This is a genomic window from Bradyrhizobium sp. USDA 4486 (genome assembly GCF_054057995.1).
In genome coordinates, this window is the sequence record NZ_JBSRZV010000001.1 from 7,747,846 (window position 1) to 7,769,523 (window position 21,678).

General features: G+C 65.9%; 12 protein-coding genes and 1 pseudogene. 6 read left to right on the forward strand and 7 right to left on the reverse strand.

Features of this window, described 5'->3' with window-relative positions; genetic code table 11:
* The first annotated feature begins 10 nt into the window (after nucleotides 1-10).
* Nucleotides 11-1,295, forward strand: a pseudogene (locus ACVWY3_RS36635) (NAD(P)/FAD-dependent oxidoreductase).
* Nucleotides 1,296-1,459: 164 nt separating this feature from the next.
* Here the strand turns inward: ACVWY3_RS36635 and ACVWY3_RS36640 are convergent.
* The 3 genes from ACVWY3_RS36640 to ACVWY3_RS36650 form a co-directional block, all read right to left on the reverse strand.
* Entirely contained in the window at nucleotides 1,460-3,049 is a 1,590-nt protein-coding gene (locus ACVWY3_RS36640) for a gamma-glutamyltransferase family protein (protein ID WP_456842792.1), read from the reverse strand.
* Nucleotides 3,050-3,641: 592 nt separating this feature from the next.
* A complete protein-coding gene (locus ACVWY3_RS36645; protein ID WP_456843587.1) occupies nucleotides 3,642-3,812 on the reverse strand; it encodes a hypothetical protein in 171 nt (56 codons plus the stop codon).
* A gap of 9 nt (nucleotides 3,813-3,821) precedes the next feature.
* Complete coding sequence (locus ACVWY3_RS36650; protein WP_027562577.1) at nucleotides 3,822-4,055, reverse strand: DUF6894 family protein; 234 nt, start codon at nucleotides 4,053-4,055, stop codon at nucleotides 3,822-3,824.
* Nucleotides 4,056-4,261: 206 nt separating this feature from the next.
* On the opposite strand from ACVWY3_RS36650, the gene ACVWY3_RS36655 reads away from it, so the two are divergent.
* The 3 genes from ACVWY3_RS36655 to ACVWY3_RS36665 all read left to right on the forward strand — a co-directional run bounded on the left by ACVWY3_RS36655 (nucleotide 4,262) and on the right by ACVWY3_RS36665 (nucleotide 8,445).
* Nucleotides 4,262-6,331, forward strand: coding sequence for a PQQ-dependent sugar dehydrogenase (locus ACVWY3_RS36655; protein ID WP_456842793.1), 2,070 nt, complete (start codon nucleotides 4,262-4,264; stop codon nucleotides 6,329-6,331).
* A complete protein-coding gene (locus tag ACVWY3_RS36660) occupies nucleotides 6,288-7,229 on the forward strand; it encodes an SMP-30/gluconolactonase/LRE family protein (RefSeq protein WP_456842794.1) in 942 nt (313 codons plus the stop codon). The genes ACVWY3_RS36655 and ACVWY3_RS36660 overlap by 44 nt, the downstream gene beginning before the upstream one ends.
* A gap of 190 nt (nucleotides 7,230-7,419) precedes the next feature.
* Entirely contained in the window at nucleotides 7,420-8,445 is a 1,026-nt protein-coding gene (locus ACVWY3_RS36665) for a histone deacetylase family protein (protein ID WP_456842795.1), read from the forward strand.
* Between the two features lie 134 nt (nucleotides 8,446-8,579).
* Here ACVWY3_RS36665 and ACVWY3_RS36670 read toward each other — a convergent pair whose 3' ends face one another.
* From ACVWY3_RS36670 to ACVWY3_RS36685, 4 genes are all read right to left on the reverse strand, one after another.
* Nucleotides 8,580-9,560: an LLM class flavin-dependent oxidoreductase gene (locus tag ACVWY3_RS36670; protein ID WP_456842796.1), complete on the reverse strand. Its 981-nt coding sequence runs from the start codon at nucleotides 9,558-9,560 to the stop codon at nucleotides 8,580-8,582.
* The gene (locus tag ACVWY3_RS36675; RefSeq protein ID WP_456842797.1) at nucleotides 9,557-10,288 is read right to left on the reverse strand and encodes a 4'-phosphopantetheinyl transferase family protein; all 732 of its coding nucleotides are present in this window, start codon (nucleotides 10,286-10,288) and stop codon (nucleotides 9,557-9,559) included. The genes ACVWY3_RS36670 and ACVWY3_RS36675 overlap by 4 nt, the downstream gene beginning before the upstream one ends.
* A 232-nt stretch (nucleotides 10,289-10,520) precedes the next feature.
* Nucleotides 10,521-10,691: a hypothetical protein gene (locus ACVWY3_RS36680; RefSeq protein WP_456842798.1), complete on the reverse strand. Its 171-nt coding sequence runs from the start codon at nucleotides 10,689-10,691 to the stop codon at nucleotides 10,521-10,523.
* Nucleotides 10,692-10,833: 142 nt separating this feature from the next.
* A complete protein-coding gene (locus ACVWY3_RS36685; RefSeq protein WP_456842799.1) occupies nucleotides 10,834-17,277 on the reverse strand; it encodes an amino acid adenylation domain-containing protein in 6,444 nt (2,147 codons plus the stop codon).
* Nucleotides 17,278-17,413: 136 nt separating this feature from the next.
* On the opposite strand from ACVWY3_RS36685, the gene ACVWY3_RS36690 reads away from it, so the two are divergent.
* Both ACVWY3_RS36690 and ACVWY3_RS36695 read left to right on the forward strand, forming a co-directional pair.
* Entirely contained in the window at nucleotides 17,414-20,884 is a 3,471-nt protein-coding gene (locus ACVWY3_RS36690) for an ATP-binding protein (RefSeq protein ID WP_456842800.1), read from the forward strand.
* Nucleotides 20,881-21,675, forward strand: coding sequence for a protein-L-isoaspartate O-methyltransferase family protein (locus ACVWY3_RS36695; protein WP_456842801.1), 795 nt, complete (start codon nucleotides 20,881-20,883; stop codon nucleotides 21,673-21,675). The genes ACVWY3_RS36690 and ACVWY3_RS36695 overlap by 4 nt, the downstream gene beginning before the upstream one ends.
* Nucleotides 21,676-21,678: the final 3 nt, after the last annotated feature.

Genomic DNA, 21,678 nt, shown 5'->3' on the forward strand with positions numbered 1-21,678 from the left:
GTCTTTCATAATGACGCGCCTGCCTCTGCCGCCCTCGCTCTACGCCGACACCGCCGTCGCAGCGGTTGCGACGCCGCCGCTCGATACGGACAAGAGCGTTTCCGTCGCGATCGTGGGCGGCGGCTACACGGGGCTTTCCACCGCGCTGCATCTGGCGGAGCAGAGCGTCGAGGCGCTGGTGCTGGAAGCGCAGGAGCCGGGCTGGGGCGCGTCCGGCAACAATGGCGGCCACACCAATCCCGGCCTGAAGCACGATCCCGATCAGATCGAGGCCGATTTCGGCGCGGAGCTCGGCCGCCGCATGATCGCGTTCTCCTATGGCACGACGAATTTCACGCATGATCTGATCCGCCGCTACCAGATCCCGTGCGAGGCGCGACAGAACGGCACGCTGCGTGCGGCCTACAACGAGGCCAGCGCCGCCGCGATCGAGAGCACCGCGCAGCAATGCATCCGCCGCGGCATGCCGGTGACCTATCTGAACCGCGAGCAGCTTCGCGAGATGACGGGCACCGACCGCTACATCGGCGCCATGCTTGATACTCGCGGCGGCGATCTGCATCCGCTCAGCTACGCCCGCGGTCTCGCGCGCGCCGCGATCTCTGCCGGCGCGAAGGTCCACGGCGAGACGCCGGCGTTGTCGCTGCGCCGCGAAGGCTCGCGCTGGCGCATCGAGACGCCGCGTGCGGTGGTGCATGCCGAAAAGGTGTTGCTCGCTACCAATGGCTTTACGGACGATCTCTGGCCCGCGCTCCGCCCGCACCATCGTTCCGGTGTTTTCCTCGATCGCCGCCACCGCGCCGCTGTCCGACGACGTCGCGCGCTCGATCATGCCGACGCGCCCGGTGCTCTACGAAAGCGGCCACATCACCGTCTACTATCGCATCGACCAGCAGAACCGCCTCTTGATGGGCGGTCGCGGCCCGATGCGCTGGATCAACTCGCCGCACGACGTCGCTTATCTCATGCGTTATGCCGAGCGGCTGTGGCCGCAGCTCAAGGGCGTCACCTGGACTCATGGCTGGAACAGCCGGCTCGCCATCACCAAAGATCATTACCCGCATGTGCACGAGCCGGCGGAGAACATCCTGATCTCGCTCGGCTGCAACGGCCGCGGCGTCGCGCTCTCGACCGCGATGGGCGCGCAGCTCGCGCGCCGCCTGATCGGCGGTGCCAAGGCCGAGATCGACATGCCGATATCGGGCATCAAAGCGATCCCGATGCATGCGTTCTGGCCAGTCGGCGTGACGGCGGCCGTGATCACGGGCCGCGTCCGGGACCGGCTGGGGATATAGCGCCTCGCTCGCTTGCGGGGGAGGTAGGACAGAGGGTGTCTCCGCAATCGAGAACCCCTAAGAGGAGAGAGCCCTCACCCGCCGCGCTGTGCGCGTCGACCTCTCCCGCAAGCAAGCGGGAGAGGTGCAGTGCTGCTCACGGCCCGATCGTTTTTGCTTAAGCCTCAACCTTCCGCCACTGCGTCGGCCCAGGGCTGGAAGATATCGACCGCGCCCGAATTGGTGTCGCCCTCGCGCATTACGACGCTAGGGCAGGCGAACTTCTGCGGCACCGCCTGCACCAGGCTCTCCTCATAATCGAAGCGCTCTGCCAGCGTCTTGCGCACGTCGGCTGGCAGGCGGGCATCGCCGATCACGATCGCGCCCTCGCTGGCGTCGATGCGCGGCTGGTGGATGGCGGCATCCAAGTCCATGCCGAAATCCATCGCAAATGACACGAGCTGCATCACCGAGGGCAGGATGCGGCGGCCGCCGGAGGCGCCGACGGCGAGACGCTTGCCGTCCCTGGTTTCGCCGATGACGGGCGTGTAGTTGCAGAGGCAGCGCTTGCCGGGCGCGAGCGAGTTGGTGGTGCCCGGCGTCGGATCGAACCACATGATGCCGTTGTTCATGGTGATGCCGCTGTGTGACGTCACGTATTTCGAGCCGAAGGACGAGAGCAGCGTCTGCGTCACCGCCGCGATGTTGCCGTTTCGGTCGACCACGGAGAAATGCGTGGTGCAGGCGGGCGCGAGATATTCGGCGCCGAGCGAGCGCTTGCCGTCGGCATCGCCCATGTCCTTGAGCCGCTCGCGGAAGGCCGCTTGCAAAGCAAGCGCATATTCGACATAGGCGGTTGCATCCGGCGCGCTTCCCGGCTTCAGGCTCTGCTGCAACAGCCGCAGCGCATGCGCCATGGTCGGCCCGGCCGTCAGCTCCGGCGTCGCATACACCTTGCCGTCGCGATAGGGGATCGCCAGCGGCTCGCGCAGATGCGCGCGGAAGGCGGCGAGATCCTCCGCCGAGAGCGAGCCGCCATCGGCCTTGATGTCGGAGGCGATGCTCCGGGCGAGATCGCCCTGATAGAAGTCGCGCGGCCCGGCTTCGGCGAGATGCAACAGCGTTGCTTTCAAACTGTCCTGCGGCAGCCGCGTCTCGGACTTGACGCCCCATGGTGCACTCGGCGGCAGGCCGTCCTTCAGATATGCCGCCGCGCTGGCGGAATAGCGCCGGAGATCGGCCGCCGCGCCCGCGATCGTCACCGTGGTCCACCAATCGACCAGCAGCCCTGCGCCGGCGAGCCTGGCGGCCGGCGCGACCAGATCCTTCCACGGCAGCTTGGCGTGGCGGCGATGCGCCTCCTCCATGCCGGCGACGACGCCAGGCACGGCGATCGAGCCGGGACCGTGGATGTTGCGATCGTCCTTCACCCGCGGCCACGGAAACAGGTCGGAGGCCGCACCCTCGCCGCTGAGCGGGTAGTCGGCGGTGCGCAGGCTCTGCGGTGCGCACATGCCGTAGTCGATCACGTCATAGCGATTTTCCTTGGCGCGGTAGAGCACCATCGCGCCGCCGCCGCCGATGCCGCTGTTCCAGGGCTCAAGCACGTTCAGCGCAAAGGTGGTCGCGACGATCGCGTCCACGCAATCGCCGCCCGCCGCCAACACCTGCGCCCCGACCTCAGCCGCCCGCTGCGATTGCGAGGCGACGATGCCGCCCTTGGATGTGACGGCGGGCTTGCGGACGGTTTGGCTGAGGCTGAACTGATGAGGCATGATGTCGTCTTGATCTCTGTTGTTTTTGCGTTGTGGCGCTGGCGGGGAAGCTCAGCATTGGCGGGGCGCGCGGAGGATGGCACATTGCCGTCAACGAGAACAAACGGAGGAGCGACATGGCAGGTGTGAAACAGGCGCGGGATGGCGCGGTCGGATCCTGACGCTCGACGAGCCCGCGAGCCTGAACGCGATGACGCCGGACCTGCTCGGCGCGCTCGCCGCCGCCAGCGCCGAGATGACAGGAGATGACGACGTCCGTGCGCTGGTCCTCACCGGCGCGGAGCGCGGATTTGCTCAGGACAGAATTTAAGAGCCTCGGAAGCACTCGGCGAGGACATCGCCACCGCAAGAGCGCGGATGCGATCGAGGGGCCGCAACGCCTTCGTCGAGAAGCGCAAGGCGAAGTTTAAGGGGCGGTAGAGTTTCCCAAGCCGTCATGGCCGGGCATAGTGGTCCGAAGGACGGCGTCGCTTCCGCTCGCCTAGGCCCCGGCCATCCACATTGTTTCGTGGAGGCCAAAATGTGGATGCCCGGGACAGGCCCGGGCATGAGTGGAGAGACCGTTAATTGAAAAACGGCGAAGCCGCCGCGCTCAAATCCCGCGGTTCAGGCGGCTGGCCTCATACTTGGCGTGCCATTTCGGGCCGGGCCCGCGCATGTAGTGAAGCTCGGGGCGATAGGGATTGCCGGCGATCCGGACCAGCTTCTGCCATTTGGCGGCGACGAAGCTCAGCGGCTGGCGAATGAGGCTCAGTGGCAGCACGGCACCATCTCAATGCGGCTTGCCGAGCATGGCGGTGAAGGGGAGATCGAACAGATCTTCGCCATCGGAGCCGCTGACATGGATTACCCAGTCGCGCCAGTCTTCGGCGCCGGGCGTCAGGATCATCGAGCTCATGATCTGGGCGGCGCGATCACGCGCTTCAGTCAGGTTGGCCACGGCAGCGCCGCTGCGATCAATCAGCGTGCCCTCGGTGTTGGAGCAGTGAAAGTAGACCTGGACCATATGCGTCTCCTATTGGGAGCGATTGGGACGGCAAACCGATACCACCCGAGGCCTTCGCGAAACATTCGGGGCGAGCCCGGTAAGGGAAATTACGGAGATTGGTCGGCTCCAAGCTCGTTACAGGTTTAATCACAGCGGGGTGATGATCGACTGGACGGCGTATGGGCGGCATGGAACAAGCTTTACGGGAAAATCTGGGGGCCGCCGTGAATCAGCTCACATTGTCGCGCAGATACCGACGCCGGTTGGCGGCGATCCTCGCCGGCGTGCTGCTTGGTGTCGCGCCGGTCGCCTCCTCCGAACCGGTGAGGAGGAGCGGCTACGCGCTCGGCACGGAACTCTGCGGCAGCGGCGATCTCGCCTTTCCCAGAATCCAGATCGACATGAAGGCGGGCTTCTGCGCCGGCCTCGTCGGCAGCGAAGAGGACCATCTCAAATTTCCGCGCTCGATCGTCCAGGTGCCGGGCCGCGACCTGTTCGTGGTCGCCGACATGGGTGGCTGGGGCCACACCAATGGCCGGCTACTGCTGCTCGATCCGCACGCGCCGCAGCGCCAGCGCTTCAAGGAGCTGCTGACTGACGTTGAGTACCCGTTCGGCCTCGTGATCGGGCCGGACAAGAAACTCTATGCTTCGAGCGCCGAGGCGATCTTCCGGTTCGATCCGCAGGCGGAGAATCCGCGCAGCACGGTCGAGACCATCATCCGTCATATGCCGGGCCGGCGGATCAAGCTGCCCGATGGCACCAAGCTCGACGAGAGCGCGCATCCGCTCAAGCAATTCGTGTTTGATAAAAATGGTCGGCTGTTCGTCAATGTCGGCTCGCACAGCGACGACTGCATCACGCCGGCGCCGATCACAAAGCCTTGCGCGGCCGCCGAGGGCGCCTCCGCGATGGCATCGATCTGGCTGTTCACACCGCCCGCGGGCGGCGTCTTTCCGGCCTTGAAGCCGAACGATCCCGATCCGCCGCACACGGTCTACGCGCGGGGGCTGCGCAATTCGATGGCGCTGGCGCTGCATCCGAATTTCCCCGACGCCGGCTACGCCTTCCTGCAAGGCGAGAACGGGCGCGACCTGCCCGACATCTTCAAGCCGAATGAGGAGATCAACGCGATCGAGCAGGGCAGGCACTATGGCTGGCCCTATTGCTACGACCTTTCGACGCCAAGCCCCGAATTCAGGCTGGTGCTGCAATCGGGCGTCTACAAGTCCCTCTGCACTGCCAATGCGCTCTACAAGCCGCCATTCTCGCTGCTGCCGCCGCACGGGGCGCCGCTCGCGATGCTTTATTATCACGGCACAAAATTTCCGGAGCTCGAGGGCAAGCTGCTGGTCGGCCTGCACGGCTATCGCCCGACCGGCAGCCGCGTCCTTATCTACGACGTCGACGATCACGGCTTCCCAAAACCCGCCCCGGCGCCGGTGCGCTACCATGTCAGCTGTGCCGCCGATCCGACCCACAGCTTTCAGACCGAGGCCGGCGAGATCGCGGCCGCACCGTTCGAGGAGTTGATCGCGGGCTGGCACCGCGTCAACGGCGCGCGGCCGCAAGGCGCGCCAGTCGGCATGACGGTCGCCGAGGACGGCGCGATCTGGCTGGTGGAGGACAAGAATCAGACCGTGATCCGCGTCGATCGCGCTGAAGGCGAAGCGCGTCAGCCGCTCCCCTGCGACACGCGCAGCCAGTCGGTGATCGACCAGCTCGCGGCCTTCGTTGCCAGGGACGTACAGAACAGCAGCCGCCTCACCAGCTTGCGCAAGGGCCTCGTCGAGAAGCATTGCCTCGGCTGCCATTCCGACTTCGGCCTGAAGGCGGGACAGTCGGATGCCGAGAAGGACAAGGCGGTGCTGCGCTTCATGCTGTCGCAGGACGGCTGGATCTATCCCGGCGACCCCGAGTCCGGCAGGCTGCGCACGCGGCTGCGCGGGCTCGGCGCGGAGAAGCTGATGCCGCCCGGCGGTGAGAGCCTGCCGAAGACGGAGCCCGGCTACACGCGCCTGCTCGACACCGCGGATTTGCTGGTTGCAAAAATGGTTCCGGGCACGCGGATGCAGATCAAGGCCGGTCCGCCGCAACGCAAGTTCTTTGGCAAAACCAACAAGGAATGCGGCGAAATACCGGCCGGCAAGGTCGTCGTCGTGACACAAAGGAGCGCTGTAGACAAATCCGGCTTCAGCCGGTTCTTCCGGCCAGCCGATCCCTATCTGAACGGCGAGTGCAGCGACGACGATGGCTATTACATCCGGCAGGAATTTCTGGTGCCTGTGCGGTAGCATTTTCCTCGTCATCGCGGCGGCGTCCGCGCAAGCGGAGACGAAGCTGTTCGAGAGCGTGCAAGTCACGCCGCCGGGCGAATACACCTTCGGCATCGAAGGGCCAGCGGCGGATCTCGACGGCAATCTGTTCGTGGTCAATTTTGGCAAGTCCGGCACTATCGGCAGGCTGCCGGCAGGTGGTGCGGCGTCGGAGCTGTTCACGGCGCTGCCCGAGGGCAGCGTCGGCAACGCCATCCGCTTCGATCGCAGCGGCACCATGTTCATCGCCGACTACAAGAAGCACAACATCTTCGCGATCCCGAAGGGCGCGACCGAGCCCGTCGTGTGGTTTCATTCCGACGAGATGAGCCAGCCCAACGACATCACGGTCGCGCGCGACGGCACGATCTATGCGAGCGATCCGAACTGGAAGGGCAGGGAAGGCCACATCTGGCGCATCGCCAAGGCCGCCGATGGCTCGGTGCAGGGGCAGGTGATGTCGGCGCCGCGTGCGATGGGCACCACCAACGGCATCGATCTCAGCCCCGACGGCAAGACGCTCTATGTCGGGGAATCCAGCAACGGCCAGATCTGGTCCTACGCGATCAACGGCAACGAGCTCACTGCTGCAAAGATGGTCAAGGCGTTCCAGCCCGACACCGTCGACGGCCTGCGCACGGATGTCGCCGGCCGTCTTTTCGTTGCGCGCATTCTCAAGGGCACCATCGCGGTGATGAGGCCCAATGGCGCAGTCGAGCGCGAGATCGCGCTCAGGGCCAAGGAGCCGACCAATCTCGCCTTCGGCGGCAGCGACGGCAAGACCGTCATCGTCACCCAGCGCCAGGGCGGCTTCATCGAGGCCTTCCGCACCGACCAGGAGGGCCGCGAGCACTGCCTCCAGCGCGGGCGCTGCTGAGCATGATCCGGAGAAGTGTGAAGCGGTTTTCCGAAAAGATCATGCTCAACTAAAAGAGCATCAGAGGCGTTCTGCTTCCGCGCAGAGCGGCGCGATGAGAGGCGGCATTCTTCTTGCTTGCATCCGGCCGCCGCAGGGATCAAGACATCTGTGGCACTAACCCAAGAGCACGCGACCACGGAGTGTTTGAGTGAAAGCCGTCCATACCGAACTGCACCGGAGCCACGATCCGCAATTCTTCCTGGTTCGCGGCGTCGTCAAGCGCACCACCGAGCAACCCGAGCGCGCCGACCGCCTGCTCAAGGGGCTGAAGGACGGCAAGCATCAACTGGTCGAGCCCAAGACATTCGGGCAGGGCCCGCGTGCACGCATTCACAGCCCGGAATATCTATCGTTCCTGAGCGAAGCCTGGGACGCCTGGACGGCGCTCGGCGATTCCGGCCCGGAGATGATCGGCAACATCCATCCCGTGCGTCATGCCGCGACCTATCCCACCCATATCGTCGGCAAGCTCGGCTGGCACACCGCCGACACCGCGGCGCCGATCGGTCCCGGCACCTGGGCCGCGGCCTGCGCTGCGACCGACGTTGCTGTCACCGCCGCGCAAATGGTGATGGACGGCGAGGATGCGACCTACGCGCTCTGCCGTCCGCCCGGCCATCACGCCTATCGCGATATGGCCGGCGGCTTCTGCTTCCTCAACAACAGCGCGATCGCCGCCGCACATCTCCGGCTCAAGCACGAGCGCGTCGTGATCCTCGACGTCGACGTCCATCACGGCAACGGCACGCAAGGCATCTTCTACGCGCGGCCGGACGTCTACACGATCTCGATCCATGCCGATCCCGTCGCGTACTATCCGTTCGTGTGGGGCTATGCGCATGAGCGCGGCGAGGGCCCCGGCCTCGGCACCAATCTCAACATCCCGCTCGCCATCGGCACCGGTGATGACGGCTACATTCAGGCAATGGACGTCGCGCGCAAGGCGATCGAGGCCTTCGCGCCCGGCGCCCTGGTCATCGCCCTCGGCCTCGATGCCTCCGAGCACGATCCGCTGAAGGGCCTTGCCGTCACCACGCCCGGCTTCCGCCGTATCGGCCAGGCCATCGCCAAGCTCGGTCTGCCGACCGTGTTCGTGCAGGAAGGCGGCTATCTCTCGGATATTCTGGGCGCGAACCTGACCTCGGTGCTGGCAGGGTTTGAAGAGGCAAGGTGAGGCTTTCACCTCTCCCCGAGTAGGTCTTCATGCCCGGCCTTGTCCCGGGCATCCACGTCCTTTGCGCCGTGGAGCAAGGCGTGGATGGCCGGGACAAGGCCCGGCCATGACGTGGAGAGAGCGCCGGCCGAAATTCAAAACATCCCGCTCGCCGCGAGCGCCTTGCAGACGTGCTGCATCTCGGTCTCGTCCGCGACCATGTCGAGCATGATCGTGGTCAGGCCTTTCGCGGCAAACTCTTTCAGCTTCGCGCCGATCTCTGCGTAGCTGCCGACGAGATAGGGGCAGTCGGCCTGGAAGGTCAAAAACGGCAATAGCCAGTAGCCATTGTCCTGAAGCTCGCCGCTCTGGCCCTCATACAGCCGCCGCTTCCACACGGAGTCGCTGTTCTCCACCGTGAGCGCCAGCAGTTCGCGATCATCGACATTATCGCGAAAGCGCGCCTTCGCCGCCCGCCGCGCCTCCTCGCGGCTTTCGCGGGCGAATATTCCAAAATTCACGGCCGGCGCATCGAGACCTTGATCGAGGTCGGGCGGCAGCATCTGCATCTTGATGCAGCCGGTCTCCTTTGCCACGCGCTGCGCCGCCTCGGACTGACCTGCGATCAGAAATTCGGGCATCAGCTCCGCCGGCAGGCGCGGACGCAGCTGCAAATTGCTGGCGCGGTAGAACCGGCCCTCCATGTTCACCGGACGCGGGCTCGAGAGCAGCTGGCGCATCAGCGCGACGAACTCGCCCAGCCTGACATAACGGTCGCCATGCGACTGCTCGTCCCCCAGCCCCTGCAAGTCGCTGACCGCGGTCCCCGTGATCATATTGAGATAGACCTTGCGGCCGTAGAGCTGCGCGAAGGAGGAGACGAACTTCGCCGCCGTGAACGGGTGCATGTAGACCGGATTGACCGCGATCAGCGGCGAACACCGCGTCGTCTCCGCCATGATGTGCTGGGCCATCGCCCAGGGCTCGACGAACACGTCATTGCCTTCGAACAGCAAAATGCCTTCGAAGCCGTTGCGGTCGGCGAACTGCGCGACGCCCATCAGCTCGCCGACATATTTTTTGGGGTCGCGGTTGCGCGAGATCGCCGGGAAGACGCGCAGCCGCGGCGGCGTCATTCCGCCGCTTCCTGGAACGGCCAGGCGTTGCGCCTGATCGGAAGGCCGCCGTCCGCACGCGAGCCGTCGGCGATCGCGAGGCGATGCGAGGGGGAGGGCGAGCAAAGTGAGAAGCGCCAGCCCTGGGGATCGTCGGCGATATCCGGTTTGAAGCTGATCTCGATCGCCTCGCGCGACACCTGCATTGCGAAGGCGTCGAGCGGCAGATTGAGCCCGAAGCCCCTGGCCTTGAGATAGGCCTCCTTGAGCGTCCAGTAATCGAAGAAGCGCTCGATCGCGGCAGGCTCCGGCAGTCCGCGCAAGGTTTCGACCTCTTCCGGCGCGAAGAAGCGAAGCGCGGTCGACAGCGGTGCGACGCGCCGCGACACGGTTTCGACGTCGACGCCGACGGCCTCATGCCCTGACACGACACAGGCGACGCAGCCGTCGGCATGCGACAGGCTGAAATGCAGCGCGGTCGAGGTCTTGGGCGCCGCGACATACGGCCGTCCATATCGCCCGGCACCAAACGACCAGTCGGAGGGCGCGACGTTGGGCGCGACCTGGGACAGCGCCAAGCGCAGCATCGCGTGCGCGAAAATATATTGCCGCCGGTGCCGCTCGAACATGAAGCGGTCTGCGCGGACGCGTTCGTCGACCGACAGCAGGCGGCGGCACGCATCGGCGGCGCCCGGCGCGTCAATGGTCTCGATCAATCCGACAAACAGTTCAATTCTGTCGTCTGCCATCAATTGGGCCTTTGGCATCGGGCGGAGGCTGGATTGCCGGTCCCGACAGAAGAAGCAACCGAGCAAGAATCAACTGAGTGGACCGCTTGTAACGGTCCACCCGGGCAAATTCTTGTCGATTTGCAGGCCGGTTTACAGACGCAAGCTTGTGCGAGACCCCAACTCGAGGTGCGAGCGGCTGATTTCCGTAAATGAAGCTGGAAGATTCGTGCGGCGTCCCGGCCGGCGAGTCTTACCTCTTCTTCTTCTTGGTCTTCTTCGCGCCGCCCAGCATCGAAAGGCTGACGTCGACGTCCTTCAGCGCGGCCTGGAGCTTCTTCTTCTCGTCGCTCAGTAGCTTTTGCAGGGCCTTGCGATCCTTGTCGCTCAACGAGGTGCCCTTGGTAAATTTGATGAAACCCATAACACACTCCCCCGGTTAAAAATGATCGTCCAAATCAAAACACGGGAATAATCTTGCGCGGTGGCGTCAAATAATCAAGATGCAACTTGCTCATTCACAGCTTTGGCGAGTGAACCCGTATTCGTCCGTGCTGTATAGCCGGTCATGCCGCCCTGCGCGCGAGCAGTCGGCCGAGCGGTGCGTTGGGTTGGGCGCTTCCGGCCACCAGCAGCGCGACGAGATCTTCCATCCACTCGCTGACCAAACCGCCGTCGAGCAATTCGCTTTTGTAATTGCATGACCCCGTGATTCCGGTCGGACGCTCCTTGAGCATCAGCGAGAGCCAGGTCTGGTCGATCGGCAGCACAGGCTGGCCTTCGCGTGCAATGTTGCCGATCGACGCTGTCGTGAGATCAGGCAGGTCGAGCGGCTGCCGCAACGGATTTTGCAGCGTGAAATAGACCTGGAGCAGGGCGGCCGGATCGATCCCCGCCTGCTCCAGATGGTCGGCGACGATATTGAACGGCAGTTCCTGCCGCGCATGCGCGTCGAGCACGCTCTGGCGCACCCGGGCCAGGGCTTCCACGAACGACAGCTCCGGCGAGAGTCTCGTGCGAACGATCACCGTATTCTCGAACGGGCCGACGATTCGGTCGGTGTGCGACTGGGCACGGTTGGCCATCGCGGTGGCGACCGCGATGTCGCTACGGCCGGTCCACGCCAGCAGCAGGGCCTTCAGGCCGGTGAGGAGGCACATGAACAGCGTGGCATTGTGCTGACTGGCAAAGGCCGTGAGCCGTGCGATCAGGTCGGGCTCGAGACTGACCGGATGATGGCCGGTGGATGGACCCGGGCTTGATTCGCCGTCGAAGAGCGGCGCCGCGCCGCGCAGACTCGCGGTCCAGTCGGCGGCCTGGCGGCGGGCGGCGTCTGTGCCGCACCACCAGCGCTGCCAGCGTGCGACGTCCGCGAAGGCCGGTGGTGGTTTCGGCAGCGGCACCGACGGATATCCGGCCAGCGCTGCATAGCGGCTCGACAACTCCTCGAACAGCACGCCGATCGACCAGCCGTCGACGATGGCGTGATGCAGCGTCAGCAGCAGCACGTGATCGTTCGCGTGGAGCCGCAACAACCGGGCTCGCAGCAGCGGCGCCTGCGCGGTGTCGATCGGGGTGTAGGTCTCCTGTTCGATCAGGAGGCCGATCTTCCTGAGCTCCAGGGCCTTGCGGCGCTTGTTGTTGTGGGGATGACCGTCGCCGATGGTCTCGACGGTCAGCACCCGGCGGAGTTTTCCGGGCGGAAAGATGCGGGTGGTTGGCTCCTCGCCGTTCCAGCCGAACGCGGTCCGCAGCGATTCGTGCCGGGCTGCGACATCATCGATCGCCTGTGCCAGGGCGGCCGGATCGAGCGGGCCGTGAAGATGGAAGGCAAAGGGCAGGTTGAACAGCGGCAGTCCCGGCAGGTTCTGCTCGATCCGCAGCATCTGGTCCTGCGCGATCGAAAGTGTCGGAGGTCCGCGCTCGGTCAGAAGCGGCGCCGTTGCGGCAAGCTTGCGCGGCTTTGCCGCCACGGCCTCATCGACCCGCCGGGCAAGCTGCTCGATCGTCGGTGCCTCGAAGATGGTCTTGATTGGCAGCGACACGCCGAGCGCGCGGGCGACGCGCGCCATCGCCTGGCCCGCCAGCAGCGAATGGCCGCCGAGATCGAAGAAATTGTCGGTGACGCCGATGCTCTCGACCTTGAGCAGGTCGATCCAGATGTCGGAGAGCACCTTTTCGGTGAAGCGCCGCGCCGGCACGGCCGCATCCGGCCCGGACGCCTCCACCTGCGCCGGCGCGAGCAGCGCAGACCGGTCGATCTTGCCATGGGCGTTGAGCGGCACCTGCTCCAGGAACAGGAACGCCGACGGAATGGCGTGGCTCGGCAGCCGGGTCTTCAGGAATTCACGCAGCTCGCTGGCGCTGCTCCGGCTGCCCGGTTTTGCGACGATATGGGCGATCAGCCTGACCTCGCCGCTCGCCTCGCGACGCGGCTCGACGATGCCGGTGCGCACCGCCGGATGCTCGGCCAGCGCGGTCTCGATCTCCTTGAGCTCGATACGGTAGCCACGGACCTTGACCTGATGGTCGGCGCGGCCGAGGCATTCGATCGTGCCGTCACTGCGGCGGCGGGCAAGGTCGCCGGTCCGGTAGAGACGGCTGCCGGCCTTGCGCGCAAATGGATCGGGCAGGAAGCGCTGCCGGCTCTGCGCGGGATCGTTGACATAGAAGCGGCCGACGCCGGCGCCGCCGATGCAGAGCTCGCCGACCACCCCGACCGGCTGCGGCTGGAGGTTTGCATCGAGCACGTAGAGCTGGGTGTTCGGCAGCGGCGCGCCGACCGGGACGTTGCCTGTCGCTGTCGCCGGCGCCTTGGTCAGGCGATGCAGCGAGACGTCGTCAGAGCATTCCGACGCGCCATAGGCGTTGATCAGCGGCACTTTCGGGCAGCGGGCGAACCAGGCGCGGCAGAGATCGACCGGCAGCGGCTCGCCGGTCGAGATCAGCAGCCGCAGCCTTGCGAAGGCGCGCCGGATCTGCGCCTCGTCCATGCGATCGAGGATCACGCGGAGCAGCGACGGCACGACCTCCAGCACCGTGATGCCTTCGCGCGCGATCTCCTGTGCGAGCCGGATCGGGTCTTTCACGACCTCGTCGGCGCAGATGTGAACGCGCCCGCCGACCATCGGGCCGGCGAGGAACTGCCAGACCGAGATGACGAAGCTCTGTGGGGCGGTCTGGGCGATCACGTCCCTGGCCGTGAGGCCGAGCTCGGAGATGAGCGAGACGAGATGATTGGACAGTCCGCGCTGCTCGATCGTGACGCCCTTCGGCGCGCCGGAGGAGCCGGACGTGTAGATGAGATAGGCAAGGCTCGCGGCGTCGCGCCGCGCGGCGCGGGCCGGCCTGGTCGCGCCCGGCGCGATCGCGTCTTCGAGCTCGGCCACATGGATGCGCGCGACCAGCGGTTCGAGCAGCGCCTCGACCATGGGCGACTGCGCGCGGCCGGCCAGCAGCACCCGGGCGCAGCTCGATCCCAAAATGGTCGCGAGCCGCGTCGGCGGCTGCTCGGGATCGAGGTTCAGGAAAGCCGCGCCGGCACGTTGCACGCCGATCATTGCGGCGAGCAGCCCGGGCCCGCGCTCCGCAAGCAGGGCAACCACGCTCTCGGCACCGACACCTTCACGCGCCAGCCAGCCCGCCACCGCCGCGCTGCGGCGCGCCAGCTCGCGATAGGTCAGGGACGTTCGACCGTCGGACACGGCGATCGCGTACGGTGTCTTTTTCGCCTGGGCATCGAAGCGTTCGCCGAGATTGCCGCGCTTGCCAAAATTGATTTGGACTCCGCGGCCTTGCAACAGCAACTGCCGGCGTTCCGCCTCGGTCAGTAGCGGCAGGCGCGAGATCTGCTGCTCCGGATTGGCGATGGCGGCCTTGAGCAGGGTCTTGAATTGCCTGACCATGTCCTCGATCGTCTCGGCGTCGAACAGATCGGTGGCGTATTCGAAGAATCCGGTGAAGCGGCCGTCGGCCTCGACCAATTCGAGCGTGATGTCGAAGCGCGCCACGTTCGGGTCGATCTCGATCCGCCGCATCGAGAGGCCAGGGAAACGCGCCGCCTCGATCGAGGCGTTCTGGAGGATGAACATGATCCGGAACAGCGGATTGCCATCCGTCCTTCGCGCCACCTGCAGTGCGCGCAGCACCTCCTCGATCGGGAGGTCCTGGTTGCGGTAGGCATCGAGCGTGACCTGCCGCACTCGCCGCAGCATTTCGCCAAAGCTCGGATCGCCGCCGAAATCGTTGCGCAGGATCAGCGTGTTGGCGAACAGCCCGATCAGCCGCTCGCTCTCGATCTGGTTACGGTTGGCGATCAGCGACCCGGTCGCGACGTCCTCATGTCCGGTGTGGCGGAACAGCAAGCACTGGAACGTCGCGAGCAGCGTCATGAACGGCGTGACGCCCTGGTCCTGGCTCAGCGCACGGATATCGCCCGACAGCGTCTTGGAGAACTCGAAATAATGGCGGGCGCCGTGACCGCTCCAGACCTCCGGCCTCGGCCGGTCGGTCCGCAGCGGCAGCGTGGTGACGCCGTCGAGCTGGGTCCTCCAGTAACCGAGCTGCTCTTTTGCCGCCGGCGTCCGCGCCCAGCTCTGCTGCCACAGCGCAAAGTCGCGATACTGGAAGGCCGGCGAGGGGAGCGCCGCCACGCTCGTCTTGCGCGCGGCAGCGTAATGCGCGGCAAGCTCCTCCCAGAACAGCCGCTGCGACCAGCCGTCGGTGACGAGGTGATGGACGTTGACCACCAGCGCGTGGCTGGATCTGTCGAACGAGAGCAGTGTGACCTTCAGTGGCGGCTCGCGCGAGAGATCAAATGGATATTGCGCGAGCTTGAGCGCCTCGCGCCTGACGACCGCGGGCTGCTTGCCGGCAGGGCAAGGCTTGAGCTTGATCCGATCGAACCGCGGCGGCGATCGCAGCACGCGCTGCGCCGGTTCGCCCTGCTGTTCCACGACGACCGAGCGCAGCGCCTCGTGGCGCGCGCAGATCGCGGTGAGGCTCGCAGAAAGCGCGGCGACATCGACCTGCCCTTTCAGCAGCGCGACTTCGACGACATTATAATTGTACCGGGTCGGATCGAGCCGGGAAAGCACGTACATTCGCTGCTGCTGGAACGACAGCGGCGCGTCGGTTCCTCTGGCCTGGCGCCAGGCGGGCAGCGTGGCTTCACGATGGTTTACGGCGGTCTCGATCCGCCTCGCAAGCGCAGTAACCGTGGCGCAATCGAAGATGTCCTCGAACGAGAAGTCGACGCCAAAGCGTTCGCGCAGGCGCGAGCGCATCTGCGTCACCGCGAGCGAATCCGCGCCGAGCGCGAAGACGTCCTGATCGATGCCGACTCGCGGCAGCTCCAGCAGGCTGGCCCAGATCGTGGCGAGCTGGGTCTCCAACGTATTGCGCGGCAGTTGCTCTTCGTCGGCGTCCTCAGTCCTTGCGATCAGCTCGGCGAGCGCATTGCGCTTGACCTTGCCGCTGGCGCCTTTCGGCAGCGCCGCCACGGGGCGGATCAGGCTCGGCACCTTGTAGGCGGCGAGACGCTTCCGCGCGAACTGGCGCAGCTGGTCCGAGGTCGCCGCGGAATTCGGCCGCAACACCACGACGGCGGCGACGTTCTCGCCGAGCTTTGGATGCGGAACGGCGAACACGCCCGCCTCCAGCACCGCGGGATGGCTCAAGAGGATCTCTTCCACCTCGAGCGGCGAAATCTTCTGGCCGCCGCGATTGATGACATCCTTGATGCGGCCGATGATGAAGAGGTAGCCGTCGGCATCGAGATAGCCGAGATCGCCGGTCCTGAACCAGCCGTCGCGGAACGCGGCCCGCGTCGCCACCTCGTCATTATAATAGCCGCGGCTCATATTGAGGCCGCGCAGCATGATCTCGCCGCGCTCGCCGCTCGCGAGCAGCCGGCCGGTCTCGTCCATGATCGCGATCTCGGGACCTGCGGCACGCCCTACAGATCCGACCTTGCGCAGCTCGAAGGGATTGGCCGCGATCTGCGAGGCCGCTTCGGTCATGCCGTAGGTCTCGAGCACGGGAACGCCGAACGTCGTCTCCAATCCGTTCAGGATCGCAGGCGCGAGCGAGGCGGAGGCCGAACGGATCACGCGCAGCGACGACGAGCGGGCGCGGTCCGGGTCGGCTTCCGCCGCTGTCAGCAGCGCGCGATGGATGGTCGGCACAGCCGTGTACCAGGTCGGTTGCAGCTCCCGCATCCAGCCGAAGAAGGATGCAGCGTCGAAGCCATCGGTGCAGATCACGCTGGAGCCTGCGGCGAGCGCCGTCAGCAGGCCGGAGATCAGGCCATGGGCGTGAAACAGCGGCAGGACGTTGAGCAGGCGGTCGTTCGGCGCGAGCGACAGCACGCGGCCGGCATTGTGGGCGGAGAGGCACACATTGCGCTGCGTCAGCGGCACCATTTTCGGTCGCGCCGCCGTGCCCGACGTCAGCAGGATGAACGCATCATCGTCGGCGCGCGAAGCGCCGCTGCTGCTCGCTGGAGCAATCGTCGGACCGATGAATGCGCAGCCGCCGAGATCGTCTTTCGGTCCCGGCACGAAATCGATCACCGCGATATCGAGCGCCTTGGCGACGTCACGACTCGGTGAGTTCATGTCGGCCCGGGTGACGAGCGCGGTCAGCTCGAGTTCGCTGAAATAGCGTTGCAGCTCGTCCGCGGTCAGGTCGGGGTTGACGGGAACGCAGGCGCAGCTTGATGCGACCGCGATCAACGCCAGCGCGCCGTCGGCGCCGCGCGGCAATGCAACGGCGATGCGGTCGGCAGGACCGATGCCGGACCCGCGCAGCGTGCGGACCAGATGCCGGATCAGCTCGCCCAGCCCGCCATAGGTGAGGGCCGGCCGGCCAGGGGCGAGGAGGGCCGGTGCCGACGGCGTCTTCCGTGCATAATGCTCGAGAAGACCGCCGATATGGGCAAAGGTGCCGGTTTCGGCGCTTTCGCCGTCCGATCCCTCTCCCGCTCCGGATGCAATGTCGGACAACGCCATTCCCTTTTGATCTGATTGGGCTATTCTTCCCAAGACTTACGGAACGCGTCCAGTCTGAGGTGAAGTTCGGGCCCCAAAATCTGTGGTTGAGGGACCCAAAGCCCTTCGACGGAGTGAGGGTCGGGCAGAAATCACCATGCTGGAGAACGAGCCGGACATCGGGGCGGAAAGCGGGCTGAAGCGCTGGCTCGAGTCCATCGGCCTCGGCCACTACAGCGATCTCTTCGCGCAGCACCGCCTCGATCTCGATGTCATCGCGGACCTGACCGAATCCGATCTGGTCGAGCTCGGCTTGCCGCTTGGCGATCGCAAGCGGCTCCAACGGGCGATGGCCGCGCTGTTCAAGGCGGAAACCGCGGAGACGCCGGCGCCGGCGGCGCGCCCGCAAACCCGGACGGAGGTCGGCGCCGAACGGCGTCAGCTCACCACCATGTTCTGCGACATGGTGGATTCCACCTCGCTCTCGGTGCAGTTCGATCCGGAAGACGTGCGCGACATGATCGCGAGTTTTCGCGAGACCTGCGTTCGCGTGGTCAAGCACTACGAAGGTTTCGCCGCCCGCTTCGTCGGCGACGGCATTCTGGTCTATTTCGGTTATCCGACCGCGCATGAGGACGACGCCGAGCGCGCGGTGCGTGCCGGGCTCGAGATCGTGCGCGTGCTCTCGACCGCGCGCGCGATCGAGCCGCGCGGGGCGCTTAGCCACTCCCCTGCCGTTCGCATCGGCATCGCGACCGGGCTCGTGGTGGTCGGCGACCTCGTTGGACAAGGCACCGAAGAGCGCGACTCCGCGGTCGGAGAGACCGTCAATCTCGCCGCGCGCCTGCAGGCGCTGGCGCCGCCCAATGGCGTCGTGATTTCCTCCTTGACCCAGTCGCTACTGAAGGGAAAGTTCGACTACCGCAATCTCGGCGTCCATGCCCTGAAGGGCCTCTCGGAGAAGGCGCAGGCCTGGCACGTGGTGCGCGCCACGCGGGTGGAGACCCGTTTCGCCGCCGCCATGGGCGGGCGGCTGACACCGCTCGTCAACCGCGAGGAGGAGATCGCCCTCTTGGTCGGCCGCTGGCAGCAGGCCAAGGACGGCGACGGCCAGGTCGTGGTCAAGTTCGGCGAGCCCGGCATCGGCAAGTCGCGCATCATCCAGGAGATCTTCGAGCGGATCTCGGGCGACCGCCACGGCCAGGTTTCGTTTCAGTGCTCGCCGTATTACACCTCGACGGCGTTCTATCCGTTCGCCGAGCAGCTCAAATTCTCGCTTGGCCTCGACCGCGAGGATGCCTCCGCGTTGTCGCTGGCGAACCTGGAGACCGCGATCGCTGCCGCGCATGGCGACATCGAGCAGGTCACGCCGCTGTTCGCCGCGCTGCTGTCGATTCCGACCGGCGATCGCTACCCCCCGCTCGACCTGTCGCCGCAGCAGCAGAAGGATGCGACCGTCGCCGCGCTCGTCAATCACTTCCTCGGCCTTGCGCGCGAGATGCCGCTGGTGATCGCGTTCGAGGATCTGCACTGGATCGATCCGACCTCCCGCGAGGTGATCGACCTCCTGGTCGACCGGGTGCAGAACCGGCCGATCCTGGTCATCATCACCGCGCGATCCGAATTCCAGCCGAGCTGGAACGCGCATTCGCACATCACCACCCTGGTGCTGAATCGTCTGAGCCGGCAGCTCCGCACGACGCTGGTCGAGCGCGTCGCCGGCAGGGAGCTTCCCAAGGAGGTCGTCGAGGAGATCATCGTCAAGACCGACGGTGTGCCGTTATTCCTGGAGGAGCTGACCAAGACCGTCCTTGAATCCAACCTGCTCACCGAACGGCACGGCCGCTACGTGCTGTCTGGCCCGTGGCGTCAGCTCGCGATCCCGGCAACGCTGACCGATTCGCTGATGGCGCGGTTGGACCGGATGGGGCCGTTCAAGCGGATCGCGCAGATCGGTGCCACCATCGGCCGCGAATTCTCCTACGAGACGCTGCACGCGGTCGCCAACACGCCGGCCGATGAGATCGAGGCCGCGCTCGATCACCTGGAAGAAGCAGGGCTGATCATGCGCCGCGGCCATCCGCCCGATGCGCTCTACTCCTTCAAGCATGTGATGATCCAGAACGCCGCGCATGCAAGCCTTTTGCACAGCGAGCGGCGCAAGCTGCATTCCCGCATCGCGCAGGTGCTCGCGGAGATGTATCCGGAGAAGACCGAGCGCGAGCCGGAGCTGCTCGCCCATCACCTGACCGAATCCGGCCAGAGCGAGGGCGCTGCCAGCTTCTGGCTCAAGGCCGGCAAGCAGGCGGCCAAGAGCGGAGGCAATCTGGAGGCGATCGGCCATCTCAGGCGCGGCCTCAGCGTCGTGCAGGCCAATGCGCGCATGCAGGGCGCCGACGAGATGGAGCTTGAGCTGCGTATTGCGCTCGGCAACGCGCTGATCGCGGCCAAGGGCTATGCGGTGCAGGAGGTCGAGGAGAATTACACCCGCGCGCTCGAGCTCGGCCAGCAGCTCGACGACGAGGAGAAGGCTTTTGCTGCCACGCGCGGCCTCTGGGTGTGCCATTTCATCCGCGCTGACCTGACCCGCGCGCACGATCTCAGCGTCGAGCTGTTGAAGTTCGCCAAGCGCGAGCGGCTCAACGAGCGGGCTCATTCGGCGCAGCAGACCGGCTACCTGATCGAGGCGCACCGCTCGATCGCGATGACGATGCTCTATCGCGGCCGCTTCGCCGCGTCCCAGCATCATCTGCACCGCTGCATCAACCTCTACAGCCCCGACCTGCACTCCGATCTGATGGAGCGGCACGGCACCGATCCCGGCGTCGTCTCGCTGTCCTATCTCGGTTATCTCCTGTGGTTTCTCGGCCGGCCCGACGCGGCGCGCCAGCACAGCGAGCAGGCGATCCTGCATGCGGAGAAGCTCCGGCATCCGTTCTCGCTCGCCTTCGCGCTCGTGTTCGGCGCCTATCTCTGCCAGCATCTGCGCGATATCGAGGGCACGCGCGACTATGCCAACCGTGCCATGATCATCGCCACCGAGCACAATTTCCTGCACTGGAAGCAGCAGGCCGCGATCCTGCGCGGCTGGGCGCTGGCGCAGCTCGGCGAGGCCGACGAAGGCATCAGCCAGATGCGCTTCGGCCTCGACGAGTACGAGGCGATGGATTCCTGGCTCGCCGGCTGCTGGTTCCGCTGCCTGCTGGCGGAAGCCTATGCCAAGGTCGGGATGCGCGAAGCCGCCTTGCGCGCGCTCGACGGCGCGCTCGCGACCGCGCGGAGGACCGGTGATCATTCCTACCTCGCCGAGGTCTACCGCCTGCAAGGCGAGATCACGCTGCTGGACCGCGATCCGGCTTCGGTCCAGGAGGCCGAGGATCTGTTCGCGCTGTCGCTGGAGACCGCGCGTAAGCAGGGCGCACTGTCGTGGGAGCTCCGTACCGCCGTCAGCCTCGCGCGCCTGTCGCACGAGGCGGGCAAGCGCGAGCACGCAAGCCTCCTGCTGGTGCCGATCGTCGCCAAGTTCAGCGAGGGCTTTTATACGCCCGACCTGAAGCAGGCGATGCAACTGGTCAACGAGCTCGGCGCGAACCTGTCCGTGCGCGAACCGGCTGATCCGGTGCGATGAGCGATCTTGCCGCCGCGCGTGCGCGTTACGTCGCGATGATTGCGAAGCGCGAGCGGATTTCCTCGCCGCGGCTGCTCGAAGCGCTGGCCGCCGTCCCGCGCGAGGATTTTCTGCCCAGGGGGCGCTGGCGCGTCAAGAGTGAGGCGGCACGCAGCTACCGGCTGACGCCCGATGCCGATCCGATTCATCTCTATGACAACGTGCTGGTCGCGATCGACGCGCGCCGCAAGCTGGATGTGGGTCTGCCGAGCCTGTGGGCGCATTTCATCGACGTGCTCGACATCAAGGAGAAGGACCGCGTCGTGCAGATCGGCTGCGGGCTCGGCTATTACTCGGCAATACTGTCGAAGATGGTCGGCCCGAAAGGGCGCGTGATGGCGGTCGATTGCGATGAGCGTCTGGCATTCCGCGCTGCGCACTATCTTCGCCCCTATCGCAACGTCATCGTGTTTCATGGCGATGGATGTGAGGAGATCCGCGAACGCGCCGACGTGATCATCATCCATGCCGGCTTCTCGCACCCGCATCCGCTCTGGCTCCAGGCGCTCCGCCCGCGCGGCCGCCTGTTGGTGCCGTTGACCCAGCGGGACCGCGAAGGCGCCGCGATCAAGATCACGCGCAAGGTCAAAGGCTTCGAAGCCGAGGCGGTGCAGCAGATCCGGATCTTTCCCGGCCAGGGCCGCGGCGTGACCGCGCTCGACGACCGCGTCGCGGACTGGTGGCAGCGCGCCTCCGCCCTGCAGCCGCTGCGCTTTCGGCGGATAGAGCAGGGGCTGCCATCGGATGGCTAACGA